Annotated in this window: 21 protein-coding genes; 6 read left to right on the top strand and 15 right to left on the bottom strand. The window is 67.4% G+C overall.

Annotation, left to right across the window (positions count from 1 at the left end; genetic code table 11):
- Positions 1 to 28 precede the first annotated feature (28 nt).
- The 15 genes from QFZ47_RS24200 to QFZ47_RS24270 all read right to left on the bottom strand — a co-directional run bounded on the left by QFZ47_RS24200 (position 29) and on the right by QFZ47_RS24270 (position 12,444).
- On the bottom strand, positions 29 to 631 hold the full coding sequence (locus QFZ47_RS24200; RefSeq protein ID WP_307658055.1) for a mobile mystery protein B: 603 nt from the start codon (positions 629 to 631) through the stop codon (positions 29 to 31).
- Positions 610 to 1,071 (bottom strand): mobile mystery protein A, encoded by a 462-nt coding sequence (locus QFZ47_RS24205; protein WP_307658056.1) that lies wholly within the window; start codon positions 1,069 to 1,071, stop codon positions 610 to 612. Before QFZ47_RS24205 ends, QFZ47_RS24200 begins: the two co-directional genes overlap by 22 nt.
- A 139-nt stretch (positions 1,072 to 1,210) precedes the next feature.
- Positions 1,211 to 2,152 carry an MxaL protein gene (locus QFZ47_RS24210; protein ID WP_370880646.1) on the bottom strand — a complete coding sequence of 314 codons (942 nt, stop codon included), beginning with the start codon at positions 2,150 to 2,152 and terminating at the stop codon, positions 1,211 to 1,213.
- A 35-nt stretch (positions 2,153 to 2,187) separates the two neighbouring features.
- On the bottom strand, positions 2,188 to 2,739 hold the full coding sequence (locus tag QFZ47_RS24215; RefSeq protein WP_307658058.1) for an MxaK protein: 552 nt from the start codon (positions 2,737 to 2,739) through the stop codon (positions 2,188 to 2,190).
- Positions 2,736 to 3,740 carry a vWA domain-containing protein gene (locus tag QFZ47_RS24220; RefSeq protein WP_307658059.1) on the bottom strand — a complete coding sequence of 335 codons (1,005 nt, stop codon included), beginning with the start codon at positions 3,738 to 3,740 and terminating at the stop codon, positions 2,736 to 2,738. Before QFZ47_RS24220 ends, QFZ47_RS24215 begins: the two co-directional genes overlap by 4 nt.
- 1 nt (position 3,741) lies before the next feature.
- Positions 3,742 to 4,662 (bottom strand): calcium incorporation protein MxaA, encoded by a 921-nt coding sequence (locus QFZ47_RS24225; RefSeq protein ID WP_307658060.1) that lies wholly within the window; start codon positions 4,660 to 4,662, stop codon positions 3,742 to 3,744.
- Positions 4,659 to 5,534 carry a DUF58 domain-containing protein gene (locus QFZ47_RS24230; RefSeq protein WP_307658061.1) on the bottom strand — a complete coding sequence of 292 codons (876 nt, stop codon included), beginning with the start codon at positions 5,532 to 5,534 and terminating at the stop codon, positions 4,659 to 4,661. Before QFZ47_RS24230 ends, QFZ47_RS24225 begins: the two co-directional genes overlap by 4 nt.
- A 4-nt stretch (positions 5,535 to 5,538) precedes the next feature.
- Positions 5,539 to 6,558: an AAA family ATPase gene (locus QFZ47_RS24235; RefSeq protein ID WP_307658062.1), complete on the bottom strand. Its 1,020-nt coding sequence runs from the start codon at positions 6,556 to 6,558 to the stop codon at positions 5,539 to 5,541.
- 26 nt (positions 6,559 to 6,584) lie between these two features.
- The gene (locus QFZ47_RS24240; RefSeq protein WP_307658063.1) at positions 6,585 to 7,130 is read right to left on the bottom strand and encodes an SRPBCC family protein; all 546 of its coding nucleotides are present in this window, start codon (positions 7,128 to 7,130) and stop codon (positions 6,585 to 6,587) included.
- A 47-nt stretch (positions 7,131 to 7,177) separates the two neighbouring features.
- The gene (locus QFZ47_RS24245) at positions 7,178 to 8,158 is read right to left on the bottom strand and encodes a YVTN family beta-propeller repeat protein (protein ID WP_307658064.1); all 981 of its coding nucleotides are present in this window, start codon (positions 8,156 to 8,158) and stop codon (positions 7,178 to 7,180) included.
- A 22-nt stretch (positions 8,159 to 8,180) separates the two neighbouring features.
- Entirely contained in the window at positions 8,181 to 8,552 is a 372-nt protein-coding gene (locus tag QFZ47_RS24250; RefSeq protein WP_307658065.1) for a hypothetical protein, read from the bottom strand.
- A gap of 32 nt (positions 8,553 to 8,584) precedes the next feature.
- Positions 8,585 to 9,268 carry a hypothetical protein gene (locus tag QFZ47_RS24255; protein ID WP_307658066.1) on the bottom strand — a complete coding sequence of 228 codons (684 nt, stop codon included), beginning with the start codon at positions 9,266 to 9,268 and terminating at the stop codon, positions 8,585 to 8,587.
- A 16-nt stretch (positions 9,269 to 9,284) separates the two neighbouring features.
- On the bottom strand, positions 9,285 to 10,175 hold the full coding sequence (locus tag QFZ47_RS24260) for a quinoprotein dehydrogenase-associated putative ABC transporter substrate-binding protein (protein ID WP_307658067.1): 891 nt from the start codon (positions 10,173 to 10,175) through the stop codon (positions 9,285 to 9,287).
- Entirely contained in the window at positions 10,172 to 10,576 is a 405-nt protein-coding gene (locus QFZ47_RS24265; protein WP_012748141.1) for a c-type cytochrome, read from the bottom strand. Before QFZ47_RS24265 ends, QFZ47_RS24260 begins: the two co-directional genes overlap by 4 nt.
- Before the next feature lie 95 nt (positions 10,577 to 10,671).
- Entirely contained in the window at positions 10,672 to 12,444 is a 1,773-nt protein-coding gene (locus QFZ47_RS24270; protein WP_370880611.1) for a methanol/ethanol family PQQ-dependent dehydrogenase, read from the bottom strand.
- A 588-nt stretch (positions 12,445 to 13,032) separates the two neighbouring features.
- Here QFZ47_RS24270 and QFZ47_RS24275 point away from each other — a divergent pair.
- Genes QFZ47_RS24275 through QFZ47_RS24300 form a run of 6 tightly spaced genes read left to right on the top strand, consistent with a single transcriptional unit; the run spans position 13,033 to position 20,131 of the window.
- Positions 13,033 to 13,746: a lanthanide ABC transporter ATP-binding protein PedB/LutE gene (locus QFZ47_RS24275; protein WP_307658069.1), complete on the top strand. Its 714-nt coding sequence runs from the start codon at positions 13,033 to 13,035 to the stop codon at positions 13,744 to 13,746.
- Between the two features lie 46 nt (positions 13,747 to 13,792).
- The gene (locus QFZ47_RS24280) at positions 13,793 to 14,788 is read left to right on the top strand and encodes a PQQ-dependent catabolism-associated beta-propeller protein (protein WP_307658070.1); all 996 of its coding nucleotides are present in this window, start codon (positions 13,793 to 13,795) and stop codon (positions 14,786 to 14,788) included.
- Positions 14,785 to 15,963 (top strand): type 1 periplasmic-binding domain-containing protein, encoded by a 1,179-nt coding sequence (locus QFZ47_RS24285; protein ID WP_307658071.1) that lies wholly within the window; start codon positions 14,785 to 14,787, stop codon positions 15,961 to 15,963. The genes QFZ47_RS24280 and QFZ47_RS24285 overlap by 4 nt, the downstream gene beginning before the upstream one ends.
- Positions 15,945 to 16,832: a lanthanide ABC transporter permease protein PedC gene (locus QFZ47_RS24290; RefSeq protein WP_307658072.1), complete on the top strand. Its 888-nt coding sequence runs from the start codon at positions 15,945 to 15,947 to the stop codon at positions 16,830 to 16,832. Before QFZ47_RS24285 ends, QFZ47_RS24290 begins: the two co-directional genes overlap by 19 nt.
- On the top strand, positions 16,829 to 17,824 hold the full coding sequence (locus tag QFZ47_RS24295; protein WP_307658073.1) for a tripartite tricarboxylate transporter substrate binding protein: 996 nt from the start codon (positions 16,829 to 16,831) through the stop codon (positions 17,822 to 17,824). Before QFZ47_RS24290 ends, QFZ47_RS24295 begins: the two co-directional genes overlap by 4 nt.
- A 12-nt stretch (positions 17,825 to 17,836) precedes the next feature.
- Positions 17,837 to 20,131, top strand: a complete 2,295-nt coding sequence (locus QFZ47_RS24300) for a TonB-dependent receptor (protein ID WP_307658074.1) — start codon at positions 17,837 to 17,839, stop codon at positions 20,129 to 20,131.
- Positions 20,132 to 20,285 lie beyond the last annotated feature (154 nt).

Below are 20,285 nucleotides of genomic sequence, written 5' to 3' on the forward strand. Positions count from 1 at the left end.
CAGCCGCAGAGCGCGCTGCGGCTGAATATCAACTCCGGACAAAGGCCATCAGCTTGGTGATGTCGCCGGCATCGGCCGTTCGCAGCGCGTCCAGGTAGCTGTCTCGGACCCCGCCGCCAGCCACCAGGCTGCCCTCGTTGCCCCAGGAAAAGGCATGGCCTCCGGCCTGGTTCAAAAGGCTGTCCGTCATCAGCCGTGCATGCCGGCCATTGCCGTTTGGAAAGGCATGGACCAGTACGAGGCGATGGTGAAATCGGACCGCGATTTCGTCCAGCGGAAAGACTTTGTCATTGACCCAGAACTGGGTGTTGTCGAGCAATTGACGCAACTGCGTCGAGACCTGACGCCAATCGCCTCCGATGTTCTTGTCGGATTGCCTGAAGGTTCCAGCCCACTTCCAGGTCTTGCCGAACATTTGCTTGTGCAACTGGCGGCAGAACGCCTCGGTCAACACGGCGGGATGCCGGCCGCGCTTGAGCCATTTGAGCGCTTCGACGATGTTGGTCTGCTCCCACTCGTTGAGCTGGCCCTGCGTGGTGATGTGCTTTGGAGCGAGTTGCCCGAGTTCGTCGGCATCGAGCGGGGTTTGACCTGCCTGGTATTGGAGCGCTACCGCCACAGACTTGACCACTTCCCGGAGAGCAGTTCCGCGCGGCGCTGATCCAGTTGCCTGCGCACATAGGCTTCGCTCGGCCGCTGGTCTTCAAGGTCCATCGAATGCGCCACGCCCAGTATTTCGGAGCGGGCGATCCGGGACGCTTGTTCCTGGACCATTTCAGCCAGCGGCTTGCGGGGCACCAGGCCGTAGACAAGTTCGCAGTCCAGCCCTTCAGCGAGTTTCCGCAGCTGTGCCAATGAAATGCGTTCGTGGGCTTCAGACTGTTCGGACTTGTGCAGTGTGGCCACTGCAATTCCTACGCGCGCTGCCTGTTGCCGGACGGTCAGGCCCAGTGCTTCGCGGACGGCCCGCAGCCATCCCCCCGCCGGAACGGACATTCCTCCGACTTTGCGGTAAGGCTCCAGCGCGCCATCGACCTGCTCGACGCGGAGTTGATTGAGATTCGTGGCCATTTGTTAGCCTATAGGCTTGCAGAAGGGCTGCTGATGTTAGCCTAAAGGGGAACAATATGGGATAATTAGTTTGCCTATAGGGGAACAAATCGGCACAAATCCTCATTTGCGGGCAAACGCGACCTTTCGATATGGCTACCTACAGGCGAATCGGCGCTGAAGCAATCCCGGCGTTCCACTTGCGTGGCAAGCGGGTGGACCGCAGCCCGAAATCCGGCGCGAACCGCCACACCAGCAGCAGCAGCGCGAGCAGCGCCGGAATCCAGCGCAGGTCGGTGTCCGCAGGCAGATACCGGGCGTAGCGGCGGTCCAGCATGGCTGTCTTCAGGGCGTCGGGCGCGTTCAGGCGCCGGTAGTTCACGCCCACCAGCTCGGCCAGCGCGCGCAGGTGGTCCTGCCGCAGCTCGGACAGATGTTCGTGGTTCAGCGCGCTGCCGATGGCCGAGCCCTGCACCACCTCGTCGGCCCGCCAGTAGCCCGCGGGTTCGCCGTTGCTGCCGGTCTTGGGAATGGGCACCGGCACGTCGCCGCCCACGCCGATCAGCCAGCCCATCACCTCGCCGGGCTTGATGTCCGTCATGGGCGGTGTCTCGTTGATGCGCAGCGGCGGCGATTCCTGCCCGTCGCTGATGAAGACGAAGCGGGTGTCGGGCCCCACGCTGCGGGCCCCGCGCACGGCCCAGGTCACGCCCTTGCTCACATTGCTGGCATTGGCCCAGCGCATGCGGCCGTCGATGCGTTCGAGCGAAGCCAGCAGTTCCTCGTAGTGGCTGCAGACCTCGACCGGCGAAAGGATCACCAGCGAGCGGTAGTCCGCGAAGACGCTCCAGCCCACCTTGGAGCCGCAGGGCAGCGCACCGAGCACATCGCGCATGGCGGCGCGCGCGAGCGTGAGCCGGCTGACGGCTGCGTGGTCCAGCTCCACGTCTTCCACGTTCATGCTCTGCGTGATGTCGAAGCTGACCTGCCAGTTGAACACCGGGCGCTGCAGCTGCACGCGCGGCGGCCAAACGGCGAGCGCCAGCAGCAGCAGGGCGAGCAGCAGCGGCCCGTTGCCGGTGCTGCCGGCAAAGCGCCGCAAGACGGAAAGCCACCGCCCGCGCGGCAACGACGCTCTCACGGCAGGTCTCCAGCGACAAAGCCCGGCACCCGGACCCGGCGCTGCTCGTGCGCCGGTTGCTGCTCGGCGGAGAAGGCTTCGTGGTCTTCGGGCGCGAGCCGCAGCGCGCGCTCCAGGTTGTAGCGCGCGTCCCAGTCCTGCGGCGTGGCGCGCAGCAGGTCGCGCAGCCGCTGCTTGCCGAGTTCGAACAGCGGCAGCGCACCGGCCTCTTGCGCCATGCCCTGGCGCAGGTACATGTTGCCCAGGTTGAACAACGCCTGCTGCGCGACGGGATCGCGCTCGCCGGCCTGGATCAGGCTCGCATAGCCTTTGAGCGCGGCGTCGTGCGCACCGGTCTTCGAGAGGGCCAGCGCCTGGGCCAACTGCAGTTCGCGCGGGGCCGAGATCGGCGCCGTCGTCGCGTCCTTGCCGAGCGGCGTGGCGGCGATGCGGGCGATCTCGGCGTTCAGGCCCATGGCATGGCGCAGCCGCAGCCCACGCTCCAGTGCCGCGCCGATACAGCACAGGCTCAGCACGCCGAAGACCAGGTGAACCGTGCGTCGCTTCATGGGGTTTCTTTTCGCCAGCTCTGCAGCTGCACGGCGCGGCAGGCGAGCAGGCCCATGCAGCACAGCATCGCTGCCAGGTAGAACGCCGCGCCGTGGTCGCGCCGCGGCACGCGTTCATGGATGGTGAGCGGAAAATTCTGCTGCCGGTCGATCTCGGCCATGGCGGCGGCCATGGCATTGGAGTCGTCGACCTGATAGAGCCGGTAGGGCGTGCTCAGCGTCTTGAAGAACTGGTGCAGCGCCAGTTCTTCGCCGAGGCCGTAGGCCGAGACCGTCTCGGTATTGAGGTTGGGCGAGTTGGGGCCGCTGCGCACATAGATCCAGTACAGGCCGATCTTCTCGCGCGCGAGGCCGGCATGCACGCGCTGCCGCGTCGGCTCGTCGAGCTGGGCGCCGCCGTCCGAAACGATCAGGATCACGCGGCTTCCCGAATAGCTGCGGCCTTCGAATTCCTCGATGGCGGCCAGCAGTGCCACGCCCATGCGGGTTTCGGGCAGGCCACGGCCGATGGCGGTGGCGGCGAGCGCGGCCTGCACCGTGTCGGTCTTCTGCGTGAACGGCACCACGGCGATCGGCACCGTGCTGAAGGTCATGAAGGCAAAGCGGTTGTCGGGCCGCTTGGCGACGAATTCGCTCAGCAGGTCGCGCACGACCTTGGCCTTGGGTTCCTGCGACATGCGGCCCGCGGTCTGCAGGCCGTTGGTGTGCACCGTCGCGTCCATGCTGCTGCTGCGGTCCATCAGGATCAGCACCTCGGCGCCGCGTCCGGCGCGCTCGACTACGGCGCCCGATTGGCCCGGCCCCGAGAGTCCCAGAACCGTGAAGGCCATGGCGCCGACCGCGAATGCGCGCCACAGGAAACCGACCAGGCGGCCGACCCGATCGGCCGGCAGCCAGGCAAGGTACGAGAAGCCCAGCGTATCGCCGCGCCTGCGCAGCAGCGGCAGCAGCGCGAGCGGCAGCAGAGCGAGCATCCAGGGCTGGGCAAGGTCGAAGCGCATGTCAATGCCGGTGGCGCTTCTCCGCGTTGTGCAACGCCCGGCACAGCGGCTTGAGCGGATAGGCGGCCTGGGGCTGGGCCGGGGCGGCGGCGCTTTCGGCAAAGAAGAAGCGCCGCGTCGACTCGCGGTAGAAATCCTCCAGGCGCGGCTGCAGCGGGCGCAGGTAGGGCGCATCGGCCAGCAGCTGCGGCAGGCTGGCGCCGTGCACCACGCGCCCGGCGCTCCGGTTGAGCGCGCGGTGCACCACGCGCCAGGCTTCCGGGCTCGCCGGATCGTCGATGCGCTTGAGCTCGCGCCAGGCATGTGCGAACGGAAGCTGCTGCGCTTCGCGCATGTTGCGCCACGCCCACCAGGCGAGCCAGGCCAGCAGCACCGCGAGCAGCGCAAGAAGCGAGAGCTTCAGATGCCGCTCGATGGCATAGGTCGGAAGCGCCGCGACCGGGCGGTCCGGCCGCAGCGGCTGCAGATCGCCCTGGCCGAAGGCTTCTGCCGGCGTCAGCGGTCCGATGCTGACCGGCCATGCGGGCAGCGCGAGCGCCGAGCCCGAGGCGGTGGCGATCGCCAGGGCCGGCAGCGAGATGGCTGTGAGGTTCCGCGGTGCATTGATGATCTGGTATTCGACTGCGAGCCAGCGCCGTCCCTCTGCATCGGTCTCGATGCGCGATGGCCTGCGTTCGAGCCAGAGATCGATGCGCGCCGCGGCGGGCAGCGCGCCAAGCTCGAGCGGCCGGCCTTGCTGCTCGAGCAGCACGCGCTGCGTGAGCACATCGCCGAGCACGTGGCCGAAGCTGCGCGGCTGCTCGATGGTGGCTGTTGCGGCTGTTGCGGTCGTGGCGGGTTTCGCAGAATCGGCGGCCAGCGCCAGACCGGACGGACCCACGGCCAGCGCCATGGCGAGCACGGCTGCATTCACGGGGTTCATGCCGCCGTCTCCAGGAAATAGCGCGTGAGCGCTTCGGCGTCGAAACGGCCATGCAGGTGAAAGGGCGGCATGCCGTGCGCGTTGAACAAGGCGGTGAGTTCGGCGCGCCGCGCCGCAACCGATTCGCGCCACCGCACGCGCAGCGACTCGCGCATCCACAGGCTGCGCCGCGCGCCGGTTTCGGCATCGCGCAGCGCCACCAGCGCACGGGCGTCCGGCGGCTCGGTTTCGGCCGGATCCCAGACCACCAGCGGAACCACGCAGGCGGGCGCGAACTGCTCGAGCAGCTCGCCGAGCGCGGCAATCGGCCAGTGAAAGTCCGAAGCGAGAAACACCAGCCCGCCGCGGCCCACCAGGCGTTCGGTGGTGCGCCGCAGGCCCGCCAGCGCGCTGTCGTCCGTGGGCGCCGGTCCCGTGGCTGCACGGCACTCGCGCAGCATCCGCGCCATCAGGCTGCCGTTGCCGCGGCTGTGGCGCGCGGGCACGAAGAGGTCCGGGCGCTCGCGCTGATCGAAGGCCAGCAGGCCGACCGTGTCGCCGGCGCGAAAGGCGCTGTAGCCCAGCGCCTCGACCAGGTCGGCCACCACGTCGAGCTTGCGGCGCTCGGCGCCGAAATGCATCGAGGCCGACACATCCACCACCACATGCACGGGAATGGCCACGCGCAGCCGGTGGATGCGCACCAGCCAGTCGCCGCGGCCCTCGCGCACGCTCGCGCGCAGGTCGATGCGGCGCGGGTCGGGGTGGTCGAACAGCCGCCGGTGCGCGGCGAATTCCTGCCCGCTTCCCTGGCTCAGCCCGCGCTGCGCGCCCGGGCGCCAGCCGCCGAAGCGGCGCGGCAGCTGGTAGTGGAATTCATCGACGCGGTCCATGGCATCAGGGAGCGGCGATCCTGTCCATGATCTGCGTCACCAGCGCTTCCGAGAGTTCTGCGCGGCGCAACTCGTAGACGGGCGTGAAGAAGACGCGGTGCCCGAGCACCGAGGGCAGCACCGCCGCCAGATCGGCAGGCTCCAGGTGCGAGCGGCCTTCGAGCCAGGCGACGGTGCGCGCCGCGCGCAGCAGCGCGCTCATGCCGCGCGGGCTGGCGCCGGCAAGAATCAGGCGGTCCATGTCCACGCCATCGAGCCGGATGCCGAACTTCTGCGGCGCCTCGGTGGCCTCCCACACGTCGAGCACATAGCGCTCGATGGTCTCGCTGGCGCGCACGCTGTGCTGCACCTGCGCGGCAATGGCGTTGAGCCGGTCCCAGGGCAGGATGGCCGGCGCCACCTTGTCGATCAGGCTTTCGGTGTCGTGGTAGACAGTGTCGAACACCAGCGACCGGCGGATGCCGCGGTCGGCCGGCTTGGGCATGTTGAGTTCGAACATGAAGCGGTCGCGCGCCGCCGAAGCCAGCTCGAAGGTCTCTTCGCGCTCGACCTTGTTGCGGTCGGCGAACACCGTCATGTGCGGAAAGCTGTACTCGCGGTCGAAGGCCGACACCGTGCGCTCGGCCATCGCGCGCAAGAGCAGCGACTGCACCTGCGGCCGGGCCCGGTTGATCTCGTTGAAGAAGAAGGTGACCAGGCGCTCGCCGTGGCGCAGCAGCGGCCCCGGGTCGATGCGCGGCCGGCCTTCGGCATCGACGTAGGTGTGATAGACCAGGTCGCCGGGCATCAGGTCGACCGTGCCCTCGACGCGCTCGAAGTCGCCGCCGATGGCGCGCGAGAAGGCGCGCAGCACCGTGGTCTTGCCGACGCCCACGTCGCCTTCGAGCAGCACGTGGCCGCGCGCGAACAGCGCCACGTTGATGAGGCGGATCGTCTCGGTCTGGCCGATGATCGCTTTCGCGACTTCGCTTTCGACGCGCAGCGCGAGGCGGCGCCAGTCTTCGAGTTGTTCTTCGGTGCCCATGGTGTTGCCGGCTCCGGTGTCCGGGGCTATTTCGACTCCATCATCTTCTTCAGGTGGGAGAGCCCGCCGCGGTAGACGTCGGTCACGGCCTTGATCGCGGCTTCGTCGTTCTGGTCCGGCGGCGGATCGTTGTTGGGATAGCCGCGGTAGAAGGCGCCGCGCCATTCGACGACCGACTTGCCGCCGTCGGCCACCACCGAGAGCACGGAGGTGTAGTTGGTGACCGGCAGCGCCCCGCCATCCTTGGCGCGGTAGTTGTATTTCATCTTCGCGTCGTCGTAGCCCTCGAGCGTCTCGACCAGCGTGCCGCCGCCCTTGAGCTTGACGGTCCTGACCGAGCCTTCGGTGTTGCCCTTGTCGGCCGCGCTGTCGGCCACTGCCGGATGCCAGTCCTTCAGCGCGTTGAAATTCTTGATCTTGGCCCACACGGCATCGGCTGGCGCCTCGATGGTGACCTTTTCGCTCACCTTCTGGCGCGTGGGCCCGTGGGCCTGGCTCGGGGCCGATGCGGCGAGCAGGATCGATGCGAGAAGAACGGAGAGAGCCCGTCGGCCGGAAGGGTGTGTCAGCATGGAAACGTCCGTGATGAGGTGGAGAAAAAAATCGGTCGAGAAATATGTCAGGGCTCGATCGGCGCGCCGATGAAGGCGCCGAACCCGCGGCTGTTCTGCCCCGTGGCGATGGTCTTGCGCTTCTGCCCGCTCGCGGCATCGAGCACCTGCACGTTGTCGTCCATCCAGTTCACGACATAGACGCGGTCGCCGTGCGCGGCAATGCCTTCCGGGTAGGCGAAGCCGGGGAGGGTGCGCAGCAGCTTCAGCGAGTCGGCGTCGATCACGCTGACCGTGTCTTCATGCTGGTTGGTCACGTAGAGCAGTGCGCCGCCCTGCGCCAGCGCGGCGCCGTAGGGGGCCTTGCCCACCTTCACCGTGGCGATGACGGCGGGCCGGCGCGCATCGCGCATGTCGACCACCGAAACGTCGTTGCTCTGCACATTGAGCGCATAGAGCCGCGAGCGCGCAGCGTCGTAGAGCAGCGCGAACGGATGGCTGCCGACACGCACGCGCGCCAGCACCCGCCGTGCGGCCGCGTCGACCACGGCCACGCTGTCGTCGTCGCGCTCGGCCACGAACACGGTGGTGCCGTCGGGATGTGCGGCCACGCCGGCGGGCGCACGGCCGACCGCGATCGACGCCAGGGGCCTTGCGGCACCGGTGGCTTGCGCGTCGAACACCAGCAGCTGGCTGCTGTACCAGTCGGCCACGTACAGGTGCCGGCCGTCGCCCGAGATGTCGATGCCCACCGGCCCGTCTCCGGCCGGCAGCGTGTTCACGACCTTCTGCTGGCGCATGTCGATGACCGAGATGGTCTTGCTGTCGGGGTTGGAGACGAACGCCTTGCCGGCGCGGCTGGACGCCACCACGCCGGCCGGCGACCGGCCCACGGGAACGGTGGCCACCACCTGCTCGGAGGCGAGATCGATCACCGACACGTCATGGCTGCCCTGGTTGGTGATGTAGGCGAACGGCGAGGCCCAGGCCGAGGCGCAGAGCAGCATGGCGGCAACCCCGGCGTGCACAGGTGTTGCGGTACCCGTCATGGCGATCTGCCCGGGACGCGGCTCAGCGCGCGGTGGCCGGGCCGATGAAGCAGCCCTTGTTCGCCTTGGCCTGGAGCGCCTTGTAGCGCTTGATGTCGGCCTGCAGTTTTTCCGAATCGCGGATGTAGCCGCCGCGCTCGCCGCCGATGGTGGTGGCCTTGGCGGCGGTGCTCAGGTCCACGTATTCCGAGTACCTGATTTCCCTTGCCAGCGCGTCGAGGGCGCAGGAGCACTTGTTCGTCATTTCGAAGTTGCCGGCGTCCGGATGCGCGGCGATGCATTCCTGCACGTACAGCACCCGGTCCACGGTGGGAAAGTCGTTGGCGTGCGGCGCGCCATGCACCGCCATCGGAAGGCCGAGAAGACAACAAAGAAGGCGGACTGTTTTTTTCATGGCGTTCGCTGATGTTCGAGAGAAGCGCGGCGCTAGCGCGCCGGCGCCTTGGCTCCGTCGATGAGAAGTTCCTCGACGAGCAGCGGCTGGGCCGCGGCGCTTTCGCCTGGGACGGAAGTGCGGATGCCGTAGACGCCGCCCGGCACCGCGTCGGACAGCGTGAAGCGGTAGCTCTTGGTCGCGAACTTTTCGTACTTCGGCCGATTGGGGTCGTCCAGGAAGGGGCTGAACACGATTTCCTTGCCCTTGATGGCGCGGCCCTGGTAGCGCAGCGACACCTCGCGCACTTCGGCGTCCTGGTAGATCGCCATGCGGATGCGCTTGCGGAAGTGATAGTCGGAGCCGCGCGTGAGCCGCTTCATCTCGCGCACGTCATGCTCCAGAAAATAGAGGATGACGGGATTGCCATCGGCGGCCGGCACGTCGGGCACCTGCAGCTTGCGCGCGCCGCTCAGGAACACGCCCTTGGCATCGCAGCAGCGGCCATCGTCCTTGGCGCTCAGGGCAACGGTCACGCTGTCGGCAAATGGCTCTTCGAAGCTGCCGGTCTTGCCGAAGGTGTAGCGCAGCAGCATGGGCGCCTGCAGGCCCTGCAGTTGCGGTGTCATGAACAGCAGGCGTTCGGCGGGCGAAAAGTCGCGCTTGTCGGGCTCGGCATGCGAGGCCGGGGCGGGCAAGAGCAGGACGCAGAGCGAAGCGGCGAGGGCGAAGCGCATGGGAAAGAACGGCAACTCAGTTGGTGGGAGCCCCGAACGACGCATCGACCACCGGAACGCCGAATTCCTTCAGGATCGCCTGGATCTCGGGCGCCTTGGATTCGATCAGCCCCTCGATCTGCTGCTTCCATTCGCGCTCGCCGTAGCGCACGCCCATGGCCATCTGGTAGTCGAGCCGCACGCCCTTTTCGGACTTGAGCGGCACCACGACGAGGGCCGGGTTCTTGACGCGGCGGGCGAAGAAGCCCGCGATCGGGCCCCAGACGACCACGGCATCGAGCTTGCCTTCGGCCAGATCCTTCTCGACGATCTCGCCCGGGTATTGCGCGGGGTCGGCGCTCATGAGCTTGTAGGGCACGCCCTGTTCGAGCAGGCCATGCTTGTTGAGCCATTGCGAAGCCGGCGAGCGGTCGTAGATGCCGATGCGCAGCGACTTCAGCTTGGCCGCATCGAGCTTGAGAAAATCTTCCGCCGAGGCCACGTTGTCCATGCCCTTGCCCTTGGGAAAGACCAGCGCATAGGTCGAGCGGTAATACGGCTTGGTGACCGAGACCTCGTCGAGCCCGACGGGCACGCCCATCACGATGTCGCACGGGTAGTCCTGCCCCGGCAGCTTGAAGCGCAGCGTGTTGCGGAAGAAGGCCAGCCGCTGCGGGAACGAGTAGTACGTGACCGGCAGGCCCAGCGTCTTGCCGAACAGCTCGGCAATGCGGTTTTCGATGCCCTCTCCCTTGGTGTTGGAGAACGGCATGTTGTTGGGGTCCTGGCAGACGCGCAGCGCCTTGCGCGGCGGCGTCTCCTGGGCCAGGGCGGGAAGCAGCGCGCAGCAGCATGCCGCGCCCAGCAGGCCCGCCCGCAGGCGGGCGCTCAGGGAAAGGGGCTTGGCAGCATGCTGCCGGGCGGTCATTTGTTTTCTTCCACTCGGGCGCGGGTGATCGCGCCGTCGGAACGGCCCTTGAGGTAGGCGTAGAGCTGGTTGATGTTCTCCATCACCGCGGGGTTGTTGCCGAAGCTCTGCATGCCCTTGTCGAGCCTTCCATCGCGCACGGTCTTGATGAAGTCTTCCTTCTTCATTGTCTTGAGGCTGTTGATCAGCGAGGGGCCGACCATGCCTTCCTGGTTCGGGCCGTGGCAACGGTCGCAAGCGGCGGAGCGCCAGGTGCGGAAACCCTTCATGGTTTCGGGGTCCACCTTGTAGCCATCGGTTACTTTGTAGGGCGCGGGGTCTGGCGCGGCAATGGCCAGTGTGCAGGCCACGCCGGCAAGCAGGACGAGGGAAGGCAGCAACGTTGACTTACGAAATTTCATGGCTCCTGGGTCTCCGATATCTTTGAAAGTACGAGGGAGAGCCCTCCAGCGAGTGCTCTCCCGGTCCGCATGAAGCGGCTAAGGTCTCCTCGGTCTTACTTGGGTACTGCGAAGACGGTCAGCGAGCCGCCGAGCTCGGTGTACTGGCTCAGTTCCTTGTAGCCGCCGACGGCGCCGAGGCCTTCGGTGCTCTTCTCGGGGTCGATGCCTGCAGCCATGCCGATGCCGGCCCAGCCGCCGATGCCCGAGAACACGCCGATGTACTGCTTGCCCTTGTGCTCGTAGGTGAACACGTTGCCGATGATGCCGGACGGGGTCTTGAACTTGAACAGTTCCTTGTTGATGTCCTTGGCATCCACGCACTTCAGGTAGCCCTCCAGCGTGCCGTAGCAGGAGATTCCGCCGGCGGTGTTCAGCGAGCCGCTCCACACCGAGAACTTCTCGGCCTTGCTCTGCACGATCTTGCCGGTGCCTGCGTCCCACGCGATGAAGTTGCCCATGCCGCCATGGCTGCCCGGCGTGGGATACATCGAGAGCGTGGCGCCCACATACGGCTGGCCAGCCGTGTATTCGACCTTGAACGGCTCGTAGTCCATGCAGACGTGGTTCGTCGGCACGTAGAAGAGCTTGGTGTTGGGGTCGTAGGAGGCGGGTTGCTGGTCCTTGCTGCCCAGCGCTGCGGGGCAGACGCCCTTGGTGTTGACGTCGGCGCCGTTCTGCGCGGTCGAATACTTGGCAACCACCTGCGGCCGGCCGGTCTTCATGTCGACGTGCGTGGCCCAGTTCACCTTGGGGTCGTACTTCTCGGCCACCAGCAGCGCGCCGGTCACGCGGTCCAGCGTGTAGGCGAAGCCATTGCGGTCGAAGTGCACCAGCGCCTTGGTCGGCTTGCCCTTGACGTTGATGTCCGCCAGGATCATTTCGTTGATCCCGTCGAAGTCCCACTCGTCGAACGGCGTCATCTGGTAGACCCAGTTGACCTTGCCGGTGTCCACGTCGCGCGACCAGATGCTCATCGACCACTTGTTGTCGCCGGGCCGCTGCGACGGGTTCCAGGTCGACGGGTTTCCGGTGCCGTAGTACACGGCATTGGTCGCCTTGTCGTAGCTGTACCAGCCCCAGGTGGTGCCGCCGCCGATCTTCCACTGGTCGCCCTTCCAGGTCTTGAGCGAAGAGTCCTTGCCGACCGGCGCCATCTTGCCGTCGGTCCAGGTCATGGTCTTGGCCGGGTCCATCAGCATTTCTTCGTCCGGCCCGGTGCTGAAGCCTTTCCACGCCAGCTTGCCGTCCTTGATGTTGTAGGCGGCAAGGAAGCCGCGCACGCCGAACTCGCCGCCGCTGATGCCGGTGATGACCTTGTCCTTGAAGACGTGGGGCGCATTGGTGTTGGTGGCGCCGACCTTCGGATCGCCGTTCTTCACCGTCCACGCCACCTTGCCGGTCTTGGCGTCGAGCGCGACGAGGGTGGTGTCGGCCTGTTGCAGGAAGACCTTTCCTTCCGCATAGGCAAGCCCCCGGTTCACCGTGTCGCAGCACATGACCGCGATCACCGACTGGTCCTGCTTGGGTTCGTACTTCCACAGGATCTTCTGGGTCTCGACGTCGAGCGCGAACACCTTGTTCGGGAACGGCGAGTGCAGGTACATGACGCCATCGACCACCAGGGGCGAACCCTCGTGGCCGCGCAGCACGCCGGTGGAGAAGGTCCACGCAACCTGCATCTTGCCCACGTTGCTCTTGGTGATCTGGTTCAACTTGCTGTATCGCTGGTTGAACATATCGCCCGCTTGCGTGGCCCAGTTCTTCGAGTTGGCGATGTTTTTCTCGACGTCGGCATTGGCAAGCGCCAAGGCCGGAAGAGCCAACATCGCGACGCCGATATGCCGTACGAGACGGCCGGCGATCTGCCTGGAAAACTTCATAAATGTCTCCTCACATCTCAGTGGGTTTTGAACACGGTCATGGCAGCAGCCTGCGGATCTTTCGATCACCTTGGCGAAAGCAGCGGACCGCAACATCCATGCCCGCCATTCCAACCCGCGCTGGTCCGCCATGCCCATGTGCCGTCGATGCGAAAGCGCAAGCTTCCACTCGCAAGAGCCCGGGCGAGAAGACCTGCATGCAACGCGCGGCGGCATGCCGCGACGCGCCGGGACCGGCATCGAACCTAGGGGAAATCCCGAGCGTTCGATGCGCTGTCCGACGCCGCACGCCGCGCATTGCCGTGGCCCTGCATCGTGTGCGCATCAAATTTGACGCAAAGTGTCTCGTGCGACGTAACGAATGTCGAGCGACCAGGGCTTGCAGGGGAGTGCGGAGACGCTCGCGCGGGGCAAATGAGCAGGGATACCTCACAGTGAAAACCCTCGATCTGCGGAGGCACAGAATTTGCGGATCGAAAGCAAACGACCCATACCATTGAGACCCCGAAAGCCCGGCAGACCCCATCGTTCTACATGCTGCGAACCATCGACTTAACCAAGCGCTACGGCACACGCACGGCGCTGCAGTCGTTGTCGCTGCATGTGCCCGCGGGCCAGTTCGTGGCGCTGCTCGGGCCCAACGGCGCGGGCAAGTCGACGCTGTTCCAGGTGCTCACGGGCATGTTCGCGGCCGACGAAGGCGAGGTCGAAGTGGCCGGCCATTCGCTGCGCCGCTGCGCGACCGCGGCGCTGCGCCACATCGGCGTGGTGTTCCAGCAGATGTCGCTCGACCTGGACCTGAGCATCCGGCGCAACCTGCTGTTCCAGGCCGACCTGCACGGCCTGCCGCGGCGGCTCGCGAACGAGCGCATCGCATCGGCCTGCGAGCGGCTGAACATCGACGCCGACCTCGACCGCAAGGTGCGCGAGCTGTCGGGCGGCAACCGCCGCAAGGTCGAGCTCGCGCGCGCGGGCCTGCACCGCCCCGCGGTGCTGCTGATGGACGAGGCCACGGTCGGGCTCGACCCGAAATCGCGCCAGGACCTGCTCGCCGCCCTGCATGCGGATGTACGCGAGCGCGGCGTGTGCGTGCTGTGGGCCACGCACCGGGTCGAGGAAGCCGAGGAGGCCGACCGCGTGCTGGTGCTGCACAAGGGATCGCTGCTGGCGGACGGCACGCCGGCCGATGTGGGCCGGCAGCTTGGCGGGGCCACCCTGGAGGCGGGCTTCATCGCCCGTACCGCCTGATACCTGACACCTGACGAACTCGAGCCAACAAAAATGGAGACATCGCATGCCGCAACGTTCTTTCCCGGTCCTTGGTGCGCTGGTCCGCGCCGCTGCTAGCGGGTTCGTGCTGGCCGCCGCCAGTGGTGCCGCGCCGGCGCAGGGCACCGCCTACGTCTCGAGCGAGAAGGACAGCGCGCTGACGATGATCGACCTTGCAACGCTGGCGGTGAAAGGCACGATCCCGACCTGCAAGCGCGCACGCCACATCCAGCTGACACCCGAGCGCCAGATCATGGTGGCTTGCACCGATTCCAACCAGGCCGACCTGATCGACCCCGCGAGCGGCAAGTCGGTGCGGCGCATTCCGCTGGGCGACGAGCCCGAGGCCTTCGACCTCTCGCCGGACGGCAAGGTCATCTACGTGTCCAACGAGGACGCGGGCGAGGCCAGCTTCATCGATGCGGCCAGCGGCAAGAAGCTGCGCTCGGTCAAGGTGGGCGCGGAGCCGGAGGGCGTCAAGGTCAGCGCCGACGGCAAGACCCTGTACGTGACTTCGGAGGTGGCCAGCCTCGTGCATGCGATCGACACGGCCAGCGGCAAGGTCGTGAAGAACATCAAGGTCGGCAAGCGGCCGCGGCGCATGGCCATCACGCCCGACGGCAAGGAGCTGTGGGTCACCAACGAACTGGGCGCCAGCGTCAGCATCGTCTCCACCGCCACGCACGAGGTGATCGACACGCTGAAATTCGAAGTGAAGGGCGCGCGCGCCGAAGACATCACGCCCGTGGGCATCCAGATGACGAGCGACGGCAAGCGGGCCTTCGTGGGCCTGGGCCGCGCCAACCACGTGGCCTTCGTCGACGTGGCCAGCCGCAAGGTCGGCTCGCTGGTGCTGGTCGGCAAGCGGGCCTGGAACGTCACGCTCGACAAGGCGCAGGCGCGGCTCTACGTGGTCAACGGATTGAGCGACGACGTGACGGTGGTCGACGTGGCCGGCGCCAAGGCCATCAAGAGCGTTCCGGTGGGGCGCGTGCCCTATGGGCTCGTGATCGTCGAATGAGGGCGCTCCCGCCGGCCTGCTGGATTCCTGTCGCGCTGCTGGCCGTGGCGCTCTCGGCGCCCATGGCGGCGGGTGCGGCCGTGCTCAAGGCCATGCTGATCACGCCGGACGACGACCCCCGCATGGAGCGCTCCCGCCTGGAGCGTGCCTATCTGGGACATCCGGGCGGCCCGCTTTCCGAAGGGCTCGAGGTCGCGCTCGAAGAGGCGAAGTTCGAACTCGACGCGGCGGGCGCCGAAGTGGCGCTGGCCACCGCGCCGGCTGCTTCCGTCGACGCGGCGCGCGCCGCGGCGGTGGCGGCCGAGAAGAACGGCGCGGCGGTGCTGCTGACCGATCTGCCGGCCGAATGGACGCTGGCGGTGGCCGACGCCGTGAAGCTGCCGGTGCTGAACCTGAGCGATGCCTCCGACCGGCTGCGCCAGCAGGATTGTCGCGCCCGCATGTTCCACCTGATGCCCAGCGAACGCATGCGCAGCGATGCGCTGGCGCAGACGCTGGTGTCGCGCAAATGGAGCAAGCTGCTCCTGCTGGTGGGCGGCAGCCCGCAAGACGCCCTGCGCGCGGCCACCGCGCAGGCGTCGATCAAGCGCTACGGCTTGCAGGTGGTGGCCAGCAAGCCGTTCAAGCTCTCGGCCGATCCGCGCGAGCGCGACCTGGCCAATCCGCTGCTGCTCACGGCCGGCAACAGCTACGACGCCGTGTGGGTGGTCGACAGCGACGGCGAGTTCGCCCGCACGCTGCCCTATCGCACCGTGCTGCCGCGCCCCGTGGTGGGCGACGGCGGGCTGGCGGCGCTGGCCTGGCATGCGCAGTTCGAGCGCTACGGCGCGCCGCAGGTCTCGCGGCGCTTTGCCAAGGCCGCGAAACGTCCGATGACCGCGCACGACTGGTCTGCCTGGATGGCCGGCAAGACGCTGGCCGCCGCCGCCATTGCCGCGCCCAAGGGCCCGAACGCGGCCTGGGCCCAGGCCATCGCCAGGAGCACGCTCGACGGTTCCAAGGGCACAGGCCTCAGCTTCCGCGCCTGGGACGGCCAGCTGCGCCAGCCCATGCTGCTGACCGACGGGCAGGGCGTGATCGCGCAGGCGCCGGCCGAAGGCGTGCTGCACCCGCGCAATGTGCTCGATACGCTGGGCGCCGATGCGCCGGAGAAGCTATGTCCGATCGCGCGCTGAAAACGAAGACGCCCGTGGGCGAACACGCCGAACCGCAAGCGCGGCGCGGACTGGGCCATGCGCTGCAGGCGATGCGCGCCATCATGCTGCGCGAGCTCTACAAGTTCTCGCAGCAGACTGGCCGGCTGGTGTCGGCGCTGGTGCGGCCGCTCTTGTGGCTGGCCGTGTTCGCGGCGGGCTTTCGCAATGTGTTCGGCGTGGCGATCGTCGAGCCCTACGACACCTACATTCCGTACGACGTCTACATCGTGCCAGGGCTGGTCGGCATGGTGCTGCTGTTCAACGGCATGCAGTCGTCGCTGGCCATGGTGTACGACCGCGAGATGGGCCTGATGCGCCTGTTGCTCACCGCGCCGCTGCCGCGGCCCTGGCTGCTGTTCTCCAAGCTGTGCGCCACCGCGCTGCTGTCGGTGCTGCAGGCGCTGGTTTTCGTGATCGTGGCGGCGCTGATCGGCACCGAGCTGCCGCTGCTGTCGCTCTCCGGCCTGCATGCACTGGTGGCGCTGGCGGCCGGCGCGCTCATGCTGGGCGCGCTCGGGCTGCTGCTGTCGGTGCACATCAAGCAGCTGGAGAACTTCGCGGGCACGATGAACTTCGTCATCTTCCCGATGTACTTCCTGTCGACCGCGCTCTATCCGCTGTGGAAGCTGCAGGAGTCGGGCGCCGAATGGGTGTATCAGCTGGCGCGCTTCAATCCCTTCACCTATGCGGTGGAGTGGATCCGCTTCGCGCTCTACGGCAAGGACCCGGGCCTCGCGCCCTACGTGGTGCTCGGCTGCCTCGTCGTCTTCTTCGGTCTGGCCTGCTGGGGCTACGACCCGCAGCGCGGCTTCGGCGGGCTCACCAAACGCGGAGGAGGCGCGCCATGAGAGTGCAGGGCGGTTCCACCCGGCGCGGCTGGCTGCGCGATGCGGCTGCGCTGGCGCTGGGCGCGTTGCCGCTGGCGCGTGTGATGGCTTCGACCGAGCCCTTTCCTTCCCGCCCCGTCACGCTGTGGGTGCCCTGGCCCGCGGGCGGCGCCACCGACATCTCGCTGCGCGTCCTGGCTGAACTGGCCTCCGTTGCGCTGGGGCAGCCGGTGCTGACCGAAAACCGCGGCGGTGCCGGCGGCACGCTGGCCATGCCGGTGCTGCAGCAGGCGCGGCCCGACGGCTACACCATCGCCCAGATGCCGCAGCCGGTGTTCCGCGCGCCGCACACGCAGAAGGTGCTGTGGGATCCGATCCGCGACGTGACGCCGATCATCCAGGTGTCCAGCGTGACCTTCGGCGTGCTGGTCGCCGCTGGCAGTTCGATGCGTTCGCTCGACGACCTGCTCGCGTTCGCGCGCGCCCGGCCCGGCGAGCTGACCATTGCCACCAACGGCATCGGCACCACGCCGCACATGGTGCTGGAGGCGCTGTTCACGGCACGCGGGCTGCGCTACATCCATGTGCCTTACAAGGGCACGGCCGAGCAGCTCAATGCGATAGCGGGCGGGCAGGTGATGGCCGGCGTCAATTCCACCGGCTTCGGGCCGGCCGTCGATGCGGGCACGCTTCGGCTGCTGGCGATCTTTTCCGGCGAACGCTCCAAGCGCTGGCCGCAGGTGCCGGTGCTGCGTGAGCTGGGCTTCGACATCGTGGCCAAGTCGCCCTATGGCCTGGCCGGGCCGCGCGGCCTGTCGCGCGGCGTGGTGGCGGTGCTGCACGATGCTTTCAAGAAGGCCATGTTCGACCAGCGCTTCAAGGACGAACTCGCGAAATACGACCAGGAAGTCGATTACCTCGGGCCGGAGGCCTACGCGCAGTCGTGCCGCGAAATCTTCGCGCAGGAGCGCGCCATCGTCGAAAAGCTGGGCCTCACACGCACCGGCACCTGAGGGGGAGCATCCGTGAGCCGACCGAACAAGCAAACCACCCGCCGGCTGATCGGCCTTGCCGTGGCCGCCGCCGCCTGCCCCTCGCCCGGGCATGCGCAGGAGGCCGCGGCGCGGGCTGGCAGCCTGCCGACCGTCGAAGTGGTCGGCACCACGCCCGTGCCGGGCATCGAGGTGCCGAAGGACCAGATTCCGTCCAATGTGCAGACCGCCGACGACCAGCACCTGCGCCGCGCGCAGAGCCTGAACCTGCCGGACTTCATGGCCACGCAATTACCCAGCGTGAACGTGAACGAGATCCAGGGCAATCCGTTCCAGGTCGACGTGAACTACCGCGGCTTCAGCGCGAGCCCGGTGCTCGGCACGCCGCAGGGCCTGTCGGTGTACCAGGACGGCGTGCGCATCAACGAGCCCTTCGGCGACGTGGTGAACTGGGACCTGATTCCGAAGGCGGCCATCTCGAGCATCACGCTGCTGCCGGGTTCCAACCCGCTGTTCGGGCTGAACACGCTCGGCGGTGCGCTGTCGCTGCAGACCAAGCGCGGCGACACGCATCCCGGCACCGAGCTGGAGCTGCAGGCCGGCTCCTTCGGCCGCGTGAGCACCGAGCTCACGCATGGCCGCAAGCTGGCCGAGGGCGGGCACCTTTTCCTCGCGCTAGGCGGCCTCAATGAAGATGGCTGGCGCAACTTCTCGCCGTCCCGCGTGCGCCAGCTGTTCGCCAAGGTCGGGCAGGACAGCGGAAAGCTCTCCTGGGACCTGAGCTTCACCCATGGCGACAACCGGATGGTGGGCAACGGCCTGCTGCCCGAGTCCATGCTGATGCAGAACCGCAAGCAGGTCTACACGCGGCCCGACCGCACTGAAAACCGCATGTCGATGCTCACGCTCAATGGCAGCTACCGCCTGAGCGATCAGCAGACGATCTCCATGACCGCCTACACGCGGCGCTCGCGCTACAGCACGCTCAACGGCGACCTCAACGACGATTTCAATCCGCCGGACAACGAGGCCACAGGCGTGGAGAACCGAACCTACACGCGCCAGCACGGCGAAGGCGTGGCGCTGCAGTCGACCTATACCGCGGGCATTCACCAGCTCACCTTCGGTGCCTCGGTGGACCGTGCCCGCACGCACTTCAGGCAGACCGAGGCCGAAGGCCTGCTGGACACCACGCGCGCGGTGGTGCCGCAGGAAGAGGCCGAAGTCGATGCGCTGCTCGCGGGCAAGAGCCGCACCGCGAGCATCTATTTTTCCGATCTGGTGACGCTGCGGCCGAACCTGCAGCTGAGCTTTTCGGGCCGCTACAACGACACCCGCGTGAGCACCCGCGACGACGGGCGCGCCTTGCTCGGGCTTTCCACGCAGCTCGACGGCGAGGGCCGCTACAAGAAGTTCAATCCCGCCATCGGCCTCACCTGGCAGGCCACGCCGCAGCTTACGGCCTATGCCGGCTGGAGCCAGGGCAGCCGCGCGCCGAGCCCGATCGAGCTGGGCTGCTCCGATCCGGCGAACGCCTGCGTGCTGCCCAACGCACTGCAGTCCGATCCGCCGCTCAAGCAGGTGGTTTCGCAGACCTTCGAAACAGGCCTGCGCGGCACGCTCGATTCCGGCGTGCGGTGGAATGCCTCGGTGTTCCGCACAGTCAACGAGGACGACCTGCTGTTCGTGAGCAGCGGGCTCTCGCGCGGCTACTTCAGCAACTTCGGGCGCACCTTGCGCCAAGGCGTGGAACTGGGCCTCTCGCAGCAGACAAGCAGCGTGGACTGGTCGCTGTCGTACAGCTACCTGCGCGCGAGATACGACTCGCCGGCCTGCCTGGTGTCCGAATCGAACAGCAGCGCCGAGACCAGCCCCGCCTGCACCGGCGAAGGCGAGATCGCGGTGCGGCGCGGCGACCGCCTGCCGGGCCTGCCGGCGCACTCGCTCAAGCTCAACGTCGACTGGCGGGTGACGCCCGAATGGACCCTGGGCGCGCAGTACCGCGTCTATTCGCGGCAGACGGTGCGCGGCAACGAGAACGGCCTGCACACGCCCGACGGAGCCGACTTCAGCGGCAGCGGCCGCATCGGCGGCTATGCGCTGCTCGACCTCACCGCGCGCTGGAAGCTCGCGCGCAACCTGGAGCTTTTTGCCAAGGTGGCGAACGTGTTCAACCGCCGCTACGCCACCGCGGGCCAGCTGGGCCGCAACGGCTTCGATGCGAGTGGCGCGGTGGCGGCGCCCGATGCATGGCGCAACGCGCAGTTCGTGGCGCCGGGCGCGCCGCGTGCGGTGTGGGTGGGCATGAGGGTGCAGTTGGGCGTTTGAGGCGACGCAAGCTCGCTTCCTGCGCGCGGGTCATGACTGTCGACTGAACCTGTGGCAGACGGACCACGGTCAATTCGTGTCAATGAAAACTTAACGACTCATTGCTGCGGATGGACGGTGTGACATATGTGGCGTCTGTCGCCTGAATCTGCAC

The sequence above is a fragment of the Variovorax paradoxus genome (assembly GCF_030815975.1).
GTDB classification, from domain to species: domain Bacteria; phylum Pseudomonadota; class Gammaproteobacteria; order Burkholderiales; family Burkholderiaceae_C; genus Variovorax; species Variovorax paradoxus_N.